This is a genomic window from Deltaproteobacteria bacterium (assembly GCA_021737785.1).
GTDB lineage: Bacteria > Desulfobacterota > DSM-4660 > Desulfatiglandales > Desulfatiglandaceae > AUK324.
This window is the reverse complement of sequence record JAIPDI010000079.1, coordinates 1-14,543: the sequence shown is the minus strand read 5'-3', so window position 1 is coordinate 14,543 and position 14,543 is coordinate 1. Positions and strand designations below refer to the sequence as shown.

The following is a 14,543-nucleotide window of genomic DNA, read 5'->3' as shown; positions in this document are numbered from 1 at the left end:
GAAGTGATGAAGGGATGTGTGGAACTCCTCAGAGAACTGGAGCTGCCGCATGAGGTAAAGGTGCTCTCAGCTCACCGGACCCCTGATCTGACCAGGGCGTATGCCGTTTCTGCGGCCGATCGCGGAATTGAAGTGATTATCGCGGGTGCGGGGTGGGCCGCTCATCTGGCCGGGGCCATTGCGGCAAACACGACTTTGCCGGTGATCGGGGTGCCTGTCGACTCATCCCCTTTCAAAGGGCTGGATGCGCTTTTGTCCACCGTCCAGATGCCTTCAGGCATCCCTGTCGCCACAGTGGCGGTAGGGAGCGGGGGTGCCAAAAACGCCGCGCTCCTGGCCGCTCAGATCCTGGCCTTGAAATATCCCAGCGTTTCCGAAAAGGTAAAGGACTACCGTAAGAAATTGACAGAACAAGCTTCACTTAAAGTAGATTTCTGGGAACATCCGAAAAATGCTTAGCATCCTTGTTCTTAATCCCCTCTTGGTGCCTTGTCGGTAAGCGCTCAAAAATTGCCGGGATTTGCACCAATACCTTTTTGGTTGCGGCGGTTAGACCGCCTTAGACTCTTTGTCTGTAACTTCTCTGCAACGTGCGAAGAAGTTTTCCCGTGGGGGTCTCTGCTCAAGAGCTGCAAAAACCGAATACAGCTCCTGGGAACGGCAGCAGGGCTTTACAATACAGTCTGTTCCAGCCCCAAGAACAGTCTTTCATGGGACGGTATGTCCTCGCTGCCTTTCCGTAAACATTATTCGGAGCCCGGGGGCGGCCGCCGAACCATACGACCGCATTTTATTGCAGCTCTTGGGCAGAGACCCCCACGGGCGTCCTCTGGGACTTGGGTGAAACCTGTTTGGTTGCGGCGGTTAGACCGCCTTAGGAACAGGGGCGCAAATATCATGGACGTATTCTTTTCCTAGCTGTGTGCGCTATTAACTTTGGGAGAGACTGAACCGCGAAATGATTATCCGTCTGGATCCTGCCGTAAACCAGGACCAAGTAATTCAGCAGGCGAAAAAGGTCCTCCTGCAAGGGGGACTGGTTGCATGTCCCACAGAGTCATTCTATGGTCTTGCCGTGGATGCCGGCAATGAAACGGCCATCCGGAAGCTGTTTTCCTTGAAACACCGGGACCCGGGACAGCCGGTCTTAATCCTGATCCCCTCCGCCGAATCCTTGAGAGATTATGTGACCCGCATCCCCCCGGCCGCCGTCCCTTTGATCCGGGAGTTCTGGCCCGGGGGCCTGACCCTGATCCTGGAGGCATCTAAAAAGATCTCGCCCCTCCTCACCGGCGGAACCAAAACCATCGGCGTCCGATTGTCCGGTCACCCCATCCCTACCGCACTGGCTCGGGCCATCCGGGGACCCATCACCGGGACCAGCGCCAACCCTTCGGGCGCCCCTCCCTGCTGTCATGCCGAAGAAGTCACGGCCTATTTCGGAGACAGGATCGATCTGATCCTGGACGCAGGGGAAACAGCAGGCGGGATCGGATCAACCGTTCTCGACATGACCACGCACCTGCCTAAAATCATAAGGGATGGGATGATCCCACGCCGGGAACTGGAAAAAATCATTAAGGCCGTCACCCCGCCAGCCGTTTCTCCCTGAACGATGGGACGCCTGCCGGGAAACCGGAACAAATGAAGGTGGGAGGTGATTATTTCGATCTGAAAGAATACAAGAGCGGCAGATTAGAACTTAAGTGGTGTGAATTGGGCGCATTCGGGACGTGCAAAGAGCGGAAGAGCACGGGCGAAAAAAGCCTGTGCATTAATGCGCCCCATAGGAAATTGCATCGATCCGGTAAGTTTTGATTTTTCTGAGTAACGTTGTGTAGTCAACCTTGAGTCTCCTGGCCGCCTCGCTCTTATTCCCTTCTGCCTGCGCTATGACCCCCTCGATGACTTCCTTTTCAAAGACCCCCTTCAGACCCGTGACAATCTCCTTGAGCGATTTTCTGCCGTCATAAAGGGTTAAAGGGATGCCCCCATTTTCTGTTCCAGACACGAAATGGGAACTGAATGTCAGATGGTCGGGCAGTATCCGCGCATTTTCCTCGGAGAGGAGCACGGCCTGACGGATCACGTTGCGCAGTTCACGGACATTGCCGGGCCAGTGAAATGCAGTAAGGAGAAGCATGGCCTCCTCAGAGACGCCCCCACAGCTCTTTCCCAGTTCTTCCTCCACCTCACTCATGAACCTTTTGGTCAGATAGGAGATATCCTCACCCCTCTCTCTCAACGGAGGCGTTCGAATGAGAAACTCATTCAACCGGAAGTAGAGGTCTGACCGGAAGCGACCTTCCTCAACATTCTTTTCCAGGGGCTGGTTTGTGGCGGCAACGATTCGAACGTCAACGTCCACAGGGGCCTGGCCCCCGAGTCGGTGGACTACCCGTTCCTGCAGCGCCCGCAGCAGCTTCTGCTGCACCGTATAGGGGAGATTGCCTACCTCGTCCAGGAACAGGGTCCCGCCGTCCGCCAATTCGAACTGCCCGGGTTTGTCGGCATAGGCCCCGGTGAAGGCGCCCTTCACGTAGCCGAACAATTCGCTCTCGATGAGGGTCTCGGGGATGGCCCCGCAGTCCACGGCCACAAAAGGCCCCTTCTTTGCGCAGCTCACATCATGAATGGCATTCGCCACAAGCTCTTTACCGGTACCGCTTTCCCCTTCTATCAAAACAGTAAACGATGTGGGCGCCACCTTTTCCACACGGTCAATAAGGTCTCTGACAGGCCCGCTCCTCCCCATCAGATCATAGAGCGAACCGTGGTCGTGCAGCACGGCCCGCAATCGCTCCACCTCTTCCACGAGATACTGATTCTCCATCGCCCGGGTAATGGCGAAAAGGAGATCATCTTTGTCAACCGGTTTGATGACATAATCATATACACCCGCTTTCAAGGCGTGGACCGCAATCCAGACCTCCCCGTAACCGGTAATCATGATAATCGGCACAGAGGAATCCCTATCCTTCATTTCCATAGCGATATGGAGCCCATCGCTTCCCGGCATTCGATAATCCAGGAGGACCACTCCGGGCTTGTCCTTCTCAAAGAGCGTCAAGGCCGATTGACCGTCACAGGCCTCTGTCACACGGTATCCCGCCTGTTCGAGCATATTACGGGCCAGCCATACAAAATCGGGATCATCATCCACAACCAGTATATTTTGTCCCGATGGCATCATTTTCTGAAGCTGTTCCTTTTCATTCGATAACGGTCATTGGTCATTCAGCTTCGCTGTCATTAGGCCTTCGGCCGTCATTCAATTGTCATTCAGTTGTCATTCATGGTTATTACAGAACACGGCATCGCCAAGCTCTCTCAGATCTTCTATTCCCCGGATCTGCCGGGGAAAGAGAGGCGCCTGCACGATGGTCCGGTCAGGGAACATCGAAGCGATCTTCCGAACATAATCCTGCTGCTCCGCGCGCTTGACGGAGCAGAACCCGCAATCGGTCTCCGGGACCGCCTTGTTGACAACGATATGGCGGCACGGGATATTTCCGGTCTGCAAAGCGAGCATCAGACGCTCCAATTCAGAGACGCCCATGGCCTCTGGTATGGTCGTTGCGACAAAATCGGTCCTTTCCGGGTCTGTCAGGGTTTCCTGAATCCGTCTGACATTCTTGGACAGGGCCAGGGCCTTTTCCGCTGCCCCGGCCAGACTGACGACCCCCTTGTATTTCACCAGCAGGCTGAAAAATGCCTTCAACCACTCCCTGGCCAAATCGGGCAGTTCCAGAAAGCGGAGGAGGTGCCCGGTGGGCGAGGTGTCAAGCACAAAAATATCAAATTCCCCCTCATTCCTCAAGTCCATTATCCTGTCCAAAGACATGATCTCATCCACCCCCGGCGGCGCCAATTCGAGCATCCCGCTCATCACCTCACGATCGAACCGGATGTCGGCGCCCCGGGCTACGAACCTGTCGAACAAGGCTGCAATATCGTTCTTGAATGCCTCTTTAAAATTCCCCCACAACCTGTCCGCATCGATCTCCAGGGCGTAGAGATTGGTCATTGGGGATTGGACTGACACGTCATTTGACCTGCGGCCGTCATTCATGGTCATTCGGTGGTCATTCAATGGACTTTGGACCTTGGACTCCGGACCTTGGACTGACACCTCATTAGTCATTGGACTTTGGACTGGGGTTATCTCGTCTCCTATGGGTTGATTCAGGGAATCTGAGAGGGAATGGGCGGGGTCTGTGGAAAAGAGGAGCACCCTTTTCCCCGGATTGTGTCGGGCCAAAAATATGGCCACAGAAGAAGCCAGCGTGGTCTTTCCGACCCCCCCCTTGCCCCCGATCAAAACAAATTCCAGGCCGGAATCGAGGGCCAGACAGCCGCTGGGAGTTTCGATCACCTCCCCCTGTTCCACTGGACATACGGGTTCGAAAGTTCCTGAGAGATACTTCGCGATGGTCCTGAGACCGCTGATCCCGCGAATCTCATGTGGAAATGCGGGGATGCGGATCCTGTCATAGGCGGAAAAGCGGTCGTCAATCTCCTTCAGCGGCCTTTCCTGATCCTCTTTCCTTGACCGACAAAAAATGCACCCCTCCGATTCGGCCACATGGTTGACGATCATCTCCTTTATTGGGACCCCATTCTTTTCAAGGGAGCCGATGAGCCGCTCTGTCTCGTAAATACTCATCGGTTCAGGGATCATGACGGGCACAAACCGGGTCATTTCAATGTTCGACAGGAGCCTCCTCACCCGGTCGATGTCCGAGGAGAGATCTTCGAGAAACCTATCGCACGCATCCTTTCTGTATTTCTTCCCGCTGAAAACCTCCGACATGTAGCGGTGTTTGTGCTGCATCAGGTCCATGGTTTCGATCCACTTCAGCATCTGTTCGGGCAGGTTCAGCATCCGCACCGTGTGGCCGGTAGGGGCCGTGTCCACGATCACGATGTCATAGGTCCCCACCTTCAACAGGTCGGCGATTTCAATGACGGCCATGACCTCGTCCATGCCAGGCAGAGAAAGATCGACAAATCCCGCAATATCCTCCTGATCGAAATAGGTCCCCCGCTCCGCCAGCTTCTTGATGACGTCCTGGTTTTTCCGCTTGAATTCATCCAGCACCCCCCCCGCATCCAGCTCTCGGGCGAAGAGATTTTGGATTTTGAATTTTGAATTTTGAATTTTGGATTGAGGGCATTCAATTCGCGTCTTCGCCCTGACCTCCGACTTCCGACTTCCGACTTCCGACCTCAGATCTCCGACATCTGAAATCTGACCTGCGATCTCTGACCTCTGGATTGCCGTCACCCTGTCCCCTATCTCCACCCCGAAGCTGTCTGCCAGAGAATGGGCAGGATCCGTGGATATCACCAATACCTTTTTGTTCTCCCCGCGCGATATGGCCAGATGGAGGGCGGATGCAGCGGCCATGGTCGTCTTGCCCACACCGCCCTTTCCGCCAAAAAAGATCAGACGAAGGTCCTTGTTCTTCAGAAATTCAGGGATGTTATTCGTCATTTCAAGGTCTTTGGCTGCGTTGTCATGAGCGTGTTTTCGATCTCCCCCGTTCCCCGTTCTGCATGCCGAGTTCCGCGCGCTCTCCTCACGCTTCATCCGCCAATGTTCCATCTTCCGTACAATATTCCGGATAGAGCTTTTGCATGCACTCCGGGCAGATGCCGTGGCTGAACTCGGCCTCGGAGTGGTCCCGGATATAGGCCTCGATCTGGGTCCAGTAGCCCTGGTCGTCGCGGATCTTCTTGCACGAGGCGCAGATGGGGAGCATGCCGCTCAGTTTTCTGACCTCCGACAGGGCCTTCTGGAGTTCCTGAATCAGCTTCTCTTGGGCGGCCTCTGCCCGTTTCAATTCCGTGACGTCCCGATTGACAACGATGGCTGCCTCTATCTGTCCGTTATCATCCAGCACCGGCGCAGTGAAGTTCAGGATGGTTTTTTTCTGCCCGTCAAAGCCGTCAATCTCCAGCAGTTCATCCGCCACCGTGACCCCTTCGTTTACCGTGTGAGCCAGCGCCCAGTCGTCAGGGGCAACCCCTCTCCGGAGGGGAGCCTTCTGGCCTTGAATAAGCCATAACCCTTTTGGTCAACCAGGGGTGCTGCCCCCAAGATCTTTGCGCCTTCAGGGTTTCCTTTCAGGACTTTACCGTTCTTGTCGGCAATCCAGAGACCGACAGGCAGAATATCGAAGACCTTCGTCTAAACATCTCTTACAATCAGCACTTCCTCCCCCAGCATGTCCACGATTTTTACGGCTACTGCGGTGTTGGCCTTGCCAGGCCTGGACCCGGCCGGTTATGATCTGGTGAAGCCTTTTCACATGGTAGCCTTTTCTGAAGGTGGGGATTTGCCGATCCTGTTTCCCAGGCAAAGCCATGAGGAGTTTTTCAGCGATGCTAACAGATGGGATTTACAACGTCAATGTATCTGTTGCAACACTCCATGGGTCCTTTGCATATGCGCGTTCTTGTCTGCATTTTTCCTTGACAGGGAGGTTAATGTAAAATAAAAGTTCAATTGGTTCAATTCGTTCAGCTGGTTTTCATTTTTTCAAAAAACAGAGGCGATAAAAAATGGAGCAGGAGATATTCGGGGTGACCCGGGCTGCGCAATATTGCGCTGTCAGCCGGGGGACCTTATGGAAACATATCAAGTCCGGGGCCTTGAAGGCGTCTCTCACCCCTGGCGGGCATTACCGCATCCTCAAGGAGGACCTGGAGGACTTTGCCCGCGACAAGGGGATGTATCCCCTGGCCAACTACCGGCCCGTGGAAAAGAAGATCCTGATCGTGGATGATGACCCCCATATCCGGAACGTACTGACCGCCATGCTTTCCAGGGAGGGATTTGAAACAGAGACCGCGTCGGATGGCTTTGAGGCCGGGGTCAAGGCCATGGGGTTCAAGCCAAGTCTGATTATCCTCGACCTGTTCATGCCCGGAATGGACGGCTTCGAGGCGTGCAGGCGTCTGAAAGCCGACCCCGCCGGCAAAAATATGAAGATCCTTATTATCACCGGCTTTGACAGCCGAAAGAACAGGGATCGGATTATGGAAGCGGGTGCCCATGGCTACATGGTCAAACCCATAGAAAGACGAACCCTTCTTCGTCAGGTAGAGATCCTTTTGAACGGGCCGAGGTCATAGAAAAATGGCTCTGGCGCGTTCCGGGGGTTGGGGTGATGGAGTAGGGGAGTGGCGGAGCATTGGGGTATTGGCCCGCGGCCCACTGTGCCCGGACCGTTGCTTTTTCAATCTTCAATCTTCAATTCCAAGGGGAGGCAAAACAATGAAAAAACGAAATCAGAGACGGATGGCGATTCGGGCGCTGTTGGCGGCCGGTGTGCTCCTGATGGCAGCCGGCCTTGCGTACGGGGACGATCTTGCGGAAATCAAGGAAAGGGGCGTCCTCAGGCACCTGGGAATTCCCTATGCCGGATTTGTCACCGGGAGCGGGGACGGCCTGGACGTGGAAATGGTGCGCCTTTTTGCAAAAGAGATTGGAGTCGAATACCGCTTTGTAGAGACCGACTGGCAACATGTGATCGAAGATCTGTGCGGCAAAAAGGTCAAACCCGCGGGCGACGATGTGGAGATCCTCGGCGAGGTGCCGGTCCGGGGAGACCTCATCGCCAGCGGGCTCACGGTGCTGTCCTGGCGCGAAAAGGCGGTGTCCTATTCCGTCCCTACTTTTCCGACCCAGATCTGGCTGGTGGCCCGGGCCGACTCAGGCATGAAACCGATCCAGCCTGCAGGCGATCCGGACAAGGACGTTGCCGCGGTAAAGGCCCTCCTGAAAGGACACAATGTTCTGGGAATGGCCGATACCTGCCTCGACCCCTCCCTTTACGGCCTCAAGGAGGCGGGTGCCGAGACCAGGCTGTTTACCGGAAACCTGAATGAACTGGTGCCCGCCATCGTCAAGGGGGATGCGGAGTCCGTGCTTCAGGACGCGGCCGATGCCCTGGTCGCTCTGAGGAAATGGCCCGGAGAGATCAAGGTGATCGGTCCCGTGTCGCCTCTTCAGCAAATGGCCTATGCCTTTCCCAAGGATTCACCGGAACTGAGGGACGCGTTCAACCGGTTTTTTGAGAGATGCCGAAAGGATGGGACATACGTGGGCCTGGTTCGAAAATACTACCCGGCCGCCTTCTCGTTCTTTCCTGAGTTCTTCAAATAGCGTCTGACCCGAAACCCCTAACCCACATATCACAGGTGTTCAGGCACATGATCAACCCGTTTCATTTGTGTGGCTTTTTTAATCCCAAATCCAAAATCCAAAATGGTCGAACCACTTGCAAAACTCGATAAGGCCGTCACCCCGGCGAAGGCCGGGGGCCAGAAGCAGCTGAAAACCCTGGATTCCGGCATCCGCCGGAATGACATTAAAGGGCTTTTGCAAGAGGCTCGGTCGCCAAAGGGCTTGCCAAAGGGCTTGGTGTTGAGGAGCGTCGACAATGGGTCATCTTCTTGACTGGCCACGCGGAAGGGCCGGGATTGTCCTTGTTGGGACAACCCTCCTGCTGATCGTCTTTATCGGTTTTCTTCTGGTCGCAACTGTTCTATCTCACCGCCGCGTACAGCATTTCGCGCGGGAGCAATTCAGGCGGGATACGGAAGGAAAGGCCATGGCGTTGAGTTACTATTTCTCAGAGAGAAAGAACGACCTCAAGAATCTGGCGGAGAGCCCGGCCATCCTCTCCTTTTTTGAGAACAAGGCTCTGGGCATGTCCATGGAATATGGACTGGCAGCCAGCCTCCTGCGCATTTCAGAAATCTTTCAGGCATTCCTGAACGAAAGGCGGATGGAAGGGAACCCCATCTATTCCGACATCGTTTTTATCGACACGGAGGGAAAGGCCCTGGTGACCGTCCCTGAAGGAAAAGAACGGAGAGCCGGGATGAACTGGAAGGATTTCTTGCAGCCGGAGCAACCCGACGTCGCCATTATTGTGGAACATGAAGATCCTCTGGCGGTCATGTGCTCCATTCCATATTTCTTTAAGAGCCTGTATGCAGGCCAGATCGTGGCATGGATTTCAGCCGAGGCCACCGAAGACCTCGCAGGAGCCGACAAGACATCTTCCCGGCTGAGATATCTTATCTGCGACAGACATGGTTTTTCTCTCGGTTCGAAGAGCGGACAGGGAGACACCCTGAAGCCCGATGTCGTTCACCGTTTTGACGAAAACAATGCGAACGGCGCCTCCACAGAGACGCTGGTGTTCAGTGCCCGGATCAAGGATACCCCCTTGTCTCTGATTTCCGTGCTGCCGGCCTCGGAAGTGGGAGGCGGCGCATCTGTCTGGCATCTTCCCCTGGGCATGGGGACACTGGCCGTTCTCATCCTGTGCGGGACTGTCCTGGCCTACCGGGTCAATACCCAGCGGCTCGTTCTGAATACCCGTCTGGAGGAGGCATCGAGGGCCAGGGAGGAGATCGAGGCGAAGAACCGGGCAATGAACAGCGAGATCGTCGAGCGCAGAAAGGCCGAAGAAGCGCTCAAGGAGCTCTCCACGGAACTCGAGGAGATGGTTGCACGGCGGACGGCCGCACTGTCAACCACCATCGAAGAGTTGAACCAGGAGGTGAAAGAGCGCAAGCAGGCAGAGGAAAGGCTGAAGGCCTCGGAAGCAAAGACAAGACGGATTATCGAGGCGGCCCCCGTTGGCATTTGCATCCATCAGCAGGGAAGGTATGTGTACGTCAATCCGGCATTTGTGGAGGTCTTCGGCTATGAGAACGTCCACGAGATTGAGGGTCAGCCGGTGGAATCGTTATTCTTTCCCGAGGACAGGGACCTGGTCAGAGAGCGAGGGAGAGTTCGGCTGGCGGCCGAGAAAGAGGTGCCTCTCACATACGAAATCAGGGCGCTGAAGAAGGAGGGGAAGGTCTTCCCCGTGGTCCTCGGAGGGGCGGCCATCGATTATGATGGCGAACCCGCCATTCTCGGATTCGTGATGGACGTGAGCGCTGAGCGAGACCTGAGGCGCCAGTTGCTGGCGTCGCAGAAGATGGAGGCCCTGGGGACCCTGGCAGGAGGGATCGCCCATGACTTCAACAATATCCTGTCGGCCGTTATCGGATATGCCGAGCTCGCCAGGATGAAGCTCCCCAAAGAGAGCGACGTGATGCCCGATCTGGACGAGGTCCGAAAGGCCGGCGACCGTGCAAAGAATCTGGTAAAACAGATCCTGACCGCGGGCCGTCAGACCGAGGAAGAGTGCGGGCCGATGAAACCCATATTCATCGTCAAGGAGGTCTTGAAGCTGTTGAGGGCCTCTATCCCGACTTCCATTCAGTTTGACGAGAAGCTTGACAAAGATGCCGGGGACATCCTGGCCGATTCCACCCGGATCCACCAGATCCTGATGAACCTCTGCACCAATGCCCGGCATGCCATGCGGGAAAAGGGAGGGATACTGACGGTGCGTCTTGAAAACGTCGAGGTGGATCCGGACGACGCAAGGGCGATCAGGATCGATCCCGGCCCTTCTGTAAGGCTGACGGTGGGGGATACGGGCCCCGGTATGGCCCCCGAGGTGATGGACCGGATCTTTGAGCCCTATTATACCACCAAGGAGAAGGGAGAGGGCACCGGCCTTGGGCTGGCGGTGGTCCATGGCATCATCGAGAGTTATGGCGGCAAGATCGCGGTTTACAGCGAGCCGGAAAAAGGGACCACCTTTCATGTCTATTTTCCGAGAATCGATGCGCCCTCCCAGGAGGCAGCCGGGGCCGCGGCGCCCGCCGTCCTTCCTACCGGTGCAGAGCGCATCCTCTTTGTGGACGATGAGGCCCCCCTGGCAAAATTGGGAAAGCGGGTCCTTGAAAATCTAGTATATAAGGTAACGGCCCTCAGAAGTAGTATGGAAGCTTTACGCCACTTCTCTGAAGACCCGAACCGGTCCGATCTGGTGATAACGGACCTGACCATGCCCGACATGACCGGAGACAGGCTCGCACAGGAGATGCTGAAGATCCGTCCCGGGATGCCGATCATCATCTACAGCGGCTTCGTTGAGAAGTCCGTGCGCCAGAGGGTCAAAAGCACCGGCGCCAGGGCCTTTATCGAAAAGCCGCTGACCGCGGAAAAACTGGCCCGGACGGTGCGGGAGGTGCTGGACCGGGGGATTGGCGGTTGATGATTGCTGCTTGTCGATTGAGAATGGACCTCCGGCCGACGGGCTCTGATACGCGGAGCCGGATGAAGGTATAGAGCTTTTCAGGGGCCGAACGCCGTCAACGCGGTGGACCCTGGAGGGAGCGTATTATGGATGTGGAACAAGTGCGGGGATGAGGGGCAAAGGAGGGATCATGAGATTTTATCTGCGTACCAAACTCATGCTGGGACTCGCGGCAATGCTCTTGGTTATCATTGCGATGGGATTGGTCAACCTGCACATCTCAATCAAGAGCCAGAACCGTTTGCAGTCTATCCTGAAGCAGGAGACAGAATCGGTGAAAGTTGTCACCGACCTGCTGCAACGGGTCAGCTTTGCCTATTCCAATTCGTTGCTGCACCTTTTTCATCCCTCTCTGGATGAGATGGATCGCTATGAGTCAGAGATCGCGGACCGGCTGGAAAGGATCCGCGCGGACGTGGAAGCCTTAAAAAGGAGCGTAAAGAACCAGGCAATCCTTCGAAATCTTGCGGCCTTTGAGGCCTCATGGAACCTGTACATGAAACTCTGGAATGAGCGGGCAAGACCCCTGAGCAGGGAAAACCGTGATGAGGAGGCCTTTGCCATGGTCAGAAAAACAGGGGCTGCCGGCGCAGCGGTCACAGAGGCAATGGACAGTCTCGATGAATTGTGCGTCCGGATCACTGAACAGATGGCCTATCAGGTCAGATCGGCGGAGAAGGATCACGGGAAAACCCAACTGGTCCTGCTGGCAATTATTCTTGCGGCGGTCACGGTCTGCTTTGTGCTCGGAACGAAAGTGAGCGCCCGGATTGCAGGCGGCGTCAACAGGGTATCCATGGCAGCCAAAAGGGTGGCCGGCGGGGACTTTGATCAGAGGGTGGAGGTCAAAACCGGGGATGAGATCGAATCCATGGCCGATGCATTCAACACCATGACCGGCAGACTGAAAACGACGAAGGCGGCAGAGCAGAAGGCCCGCGAGGGGATGCGCCGGGAGATCACGCTGCGGGAGCGTGCCGAGGCGGAGCTGAGAAAGATCAATGAGGGCCTGGAAGCGCTGGTGTTTGAACGTACGCGTGATCTGAAGGCTTCGAATGAGCGGCTCAGGGAGTCGGAGGAGAAGTTTCGGGTGTTGGCGGAAGAATCTCCGCTCGGCATATCCACCATCGGAGAAGATGGTCGTTACCGCTATGTCAACCCGACTTTTGTCAAGATGTTCGGATATGCGCTTGAAGACATCGCGGACGGCAGCGAATGGTTTAGAAAGGCATACCCCGATGCCGGGTACCGGGATCGAGTCATATCCGCCTGGATCAGTGATCAGAGAACATCGAGGCCCGGCGAACCGCGAGCCCGAGTGTTTTCGGTTACGGACAAGGACGGATTGCGGAAGAAGATTCAGTTCATATCGGTGATGCTCAAAGGTGGAGATCAGCTTGTCATCTACGTGGACATCACCAGGGAAAGAGAATTGGAGGCCCTCCTCCGGCAGTCGCAGAAGATGGAGGCACTGGGGACCCTGGCAGGCGGGATCGCCCATGACTTCAACAACATCCTGTCGGCCGTTATCGGATACGCCGAGCTTGCCGCGATGAAGCTCCCAAAAGAGAGCGATGTGATACCCGATCTGGACGAGGTCCGAAAGGCCGGGAACCGGGCCAAAAACCTGATCCGGCAGATCCTGACCGTAGGCCGTCAGACCGAGGAAGAGCGCGAGCCGATGCGACCCGTTTACATCGTCAAGGAGGCCCTGAAGCTGTTGAGGGCCTCTATCCCGACTTCCATTCAGTTTGACGAAAAGCTTGACAAAGATGCCGGGGACATCCTGGCCGATGCCACCCGGATCCACCAGATCCTGATGAATCTCTGCACCAATGCCCGGCATGCCATGCAGGAAAAGGGAGGGACACTGACGGTGCGTCTTGAAAATGTCGAGGTGGATCCAGACGACGCAAGGGCGATCAAGATCGATCCCGGCCCTTATGTAAGGCTGACCGTCGGCGATACGGGCCACGGTATGGCCCCTGAGGTGATGGACCGGATCTTTGAGCCCTATTATACCACCAAGGAGAAGGGAGAGGGCACCGGCCTTGGGCTGGCGGTGGTCCATGGCATTATGGAGAGTTATGGCGGCAAGATCACGGTTTACAGCGAGCCGGAAAAGGGGACCACCTTTCATGTATATTTTCCGAGGATCGATGAGCCTTCTCAAGGTGCGGCCAGGCCTGAGGAGGCCGCCGACCTCCCGGGTGGAACCGAATCGATCCTCTTTGTGGATGACGAGGCCCCTCTGGCAAAATTGGGCAAGCGGGTGCTGGAAAATATGGGGTACAAGGTGACGACCCTGACAAAAAGTACAGAGGCCCTTCGGTTGTTTTCTGAGGACCCGGACCGATTCGACCTGGTGATCACGGACCTGACCATGCCCGACATGACCGGCGACAGACTCGCACAGGAGATGCTGAAGATACGCCCCGAAATGCCGATCATCATCTCCAGCGGGTTTATTGAGAAGTCCGTGCGACGGAAGGTCAAAAGCACCGGCGCCAGGGCCTTTATCGAAAAGCCGCTGACTGCGGAAAAACTGGCCCGGACGGTTCGGGAGGTGCTGGACCGGGGGATTGGCGATTGATGATTGGTGATTGTCGATTGAAAAATCAGAGCGTATTCTTGTTTACTGGGGCAGAAGCGTGGACCTGGCAGTGCGGCGTGGAGGGGGGCTAATGGCGAAAAAAGCGCATTACGAAGGGCTGGAACAGAGAATTGGGGAATTGGAACAGGAGGCCATCGAACTGAAACGGACCGGGGCGGCCCTGCGGCAGAGCGAGGAGAGATACAGAACCGTTCTTGACAGCATTGAAGAGGCCTATTTTGAGGTGGACCTCGCGGGAAATTTTACCTTTTTCAATGATTCCCTGTGCAGGGTGCTTGGGTATTCCAGGGAAGAGTTGTTGGGCAAGAATAACCGCGAATACATGCCCCCTGGGTCCTCCAGTGAAATCTTTGCCCTTTTCAATCAAATCTACAGGACCGGAAAACCGGTAAAAAAGGTGGTCTATGAGATTATCGGGAAAGACGGGCGTCGCTGCTTCCATGAATTGTCCGCCTCCTTGATGAAAGACCACGCAGGTCAACCGATCGGGTTTCGAGGCATTTCACATGATATCACCGATCTCAAGAAGGCCTGGGATGCGCTGAGGGAAAGCGAGGAGAGATATCGGAGCATCCTCGAGGGGATTGAAGAGGGATACTATGAAACGGACCTAGCAGTCTGTCGGACTTACTATCTGGCTCTGGCGCGAGTCCGGCCGAGTCATTAGCGGTCGACCGAGAAATGGCCTAAAAAAATGACATCGGGGTGATTTTTCCCTTGCTTTTCCCTTTGCGGTTCGATACAATTTA

10 protein-coding genes and 1 pseudogene are annotated in these 14,543 nt (G+C 55.7%); 7 read left to right on the top strand and 4 right to left on the bottom strand.

Annotated features, from left to right (window positions below; all coding sequences use genetic code 11):
• Both purE and K9N21_22875 read left to right on the top strand, forming a co-directional pair.
• Positions 1-459, top strand: a 459-nt coding sequence (gene purE / locus K9N21_22880) for a 5-(carboxyamino)imidazole ribonucleotide mutase (GenBank protein ID MCF8146761.1), incomplete at its 5' end; no start/stop codon positions are given.
• A gap of 499 nt (positions 460-958) precedes the next feature.
• A complete protein-coding gene (locus K9N21_22875) occupies positions 959-1,612 on the top strand; it encodes a threonylcarbamoyl-AMP synthase (protein ID MCF8146760.1) in 654 nt (217 codons plus the stop codon).
• Between the two features lie 162 nt (positions 1,613-1,774).
• On the opposite strand, the gene K9N21_22870 is transcribed toward K9N21_22875, so the two are convergent.
• From K9N21_22870 to K9N21_22855, 4 genes and pseudogenes are all read right to left on the bottom strand, one after another.
• Entirely contained in the window at positions 1,775-3,193 is a 1,419-nt protein-coding gene (locus tag K9N21_22870; protein MCF8146759.1) for a sigma-54 dependent transcriptional regulator, read from the bottom strand.
• 96 nt (positions 3,194-3,289) lie between these two features.
• The gene (locus K9N21_22865) at positions 3,290-5,497 is read right to left on the bottom strand and encodes an ArsA family ATPase (GenBank protein MCF8146758.1); all 2,208 of its coding nucleotides are present in this window, start codon (positions 5,495-5,497) and stop codon (positions 3,290-3,292) included.
• Between the two features lie 85 nt (positions 5,498-5,582).
• Positions 5,583-5,810, bottom strand: a pseudogene (locus tag K9N21_22860) (hypothetical protein).
• A 182-nt stretch (positions 5,811-5,992) separates the two neighbouring features.
• On the bottom strand, positions 5,993-6,178 hold the full coding sequence (locus K9N21_22855; GenBank protein MCF8146757.1) for a hypothetical protein: 186 nt from the start codon (positions 6,176-6,178) through the stop codon (positions 5,993-5,995).
• 389 nt (positions 6,179-6,567) lie between these two features.
• Here K9N21_22855 and K9N21_22850 point away from each other — a divergent pair, with 389 nt between their 5' ends.
• The 5 genes from K9N21_22850 (at position 6,568) to K9N21_22830 (ending at position 14,461) form a co-directional block, all read left to right on the top strand.
• A complete protein-coding gene (locus K9N21_22850) occupies positions 6,568-7,140 on the top strand; it encodes a response regulator (GenBank protein MCF8146756.1) in 573 nt (190 codons plus the stop codon).
• Between the two features lie 166 nt (positions 7,141-7,306).
• Positions 7,307-8,173: a transporter substrate-binding domain-containing protein gene (locus K9N21_22845; protein MCF8146755.1), complete on the top strand. Its 867-nt coding sequence runs from the start codon at positions 7,307-7,309 to the stop codon at positions 8,171-8,173.
• 277 nt (positions 8,174-8,450) lie between these two features.
• Entirely contained in the window at positions 8,451-11,138 is a 2,688-nt protein-coding gene (locus K9N21_22840; GenBank protein ID MCF8146754.1) for a response regulator, read from the top strand.
• Positions 11,139-11,310: 172 nt separating this feature from the next.
• Positions 11,311-13,773, top strand: coding sequence for a response regulator (locus tag K9N21_22835; protein ID MCF8146753.1), 2,463 nt, complete (start codon positions 11,311-11,313; stop codon positions 13,771-13,773).
• 91 nt (positions 13,774-13,864) lie between these two features.
• The gene (locus tag K9N21_22830; protein ID MCF8146752.1) at positions 13,865-14,461 is read left to right on the top strand and encodes a PAS domain S-box protein; all 597 of its coding nucleotides are present in this window, start codon (positions 13,865-13,867) and stop codon (positions 14,459-14,461) included.
• The last annotated feature ends 82 nt before the right edge of the window (positions 14,462-14,543 follow it).

Bases quoted from the DNA above. Each gene is read 5' to 3' on its own strand.
- K9N21_22875 (MCF8146760.1), top strand. From the start codon at position 959: ATGATTATCCGTCTGGATCCTGCCGTAAACCAGGACCAAGTAATTCAG.
- K9N21_22870 (MCF8146759.1), bottom strand. From the start codon at position 3,193: ATGATGCCATCGGGACAAAATATACTGGTTGTGGATGATGATCCCGAT.
- K9N21_22865 (MCF8146758.1), bottom strand. From the start codon at position 5,497: ATGACGAATAACATCCCTGAATTTCTGAAGAACAAGGACCTTCGTCTG.
- K9N21_22850 (MCF8146756.1), top strand. From the start codon at position 6,568: ATGGAGCAGGAGATATTCGGGGTGACCCGGGCTGCGCAATATTGCGCT.
- K9N21_22845 (MCF8146755.1), top strand. From the start codon at position 7,307: ATGGCGATTCGGGCGCTGTTGGCGGCCGGTGTGCTCCTGATGGCAGCC.
- K9N21_22840 (MCF8146754.1), top strand. From the start codon at position 8,451: ATGGGTCATCTTCTTGACTGGCCACGCGGAAGGGCCGGGATTGTCCTT.
- K9N21_22835 (MCF8146753.1), top strand. From the start codon at position 11,311: ATGAGATTTTATCTGCGTACCAAACTCATGCTGGGACTCGCGGCAATG.
- K9N21_22830 (MCF8146752.1), top strand. From the start codon at position 13,865: ATGGCGAAAAAAGCGCATTACGAAGGGCTGGAACAGAGAATTGGGGAA.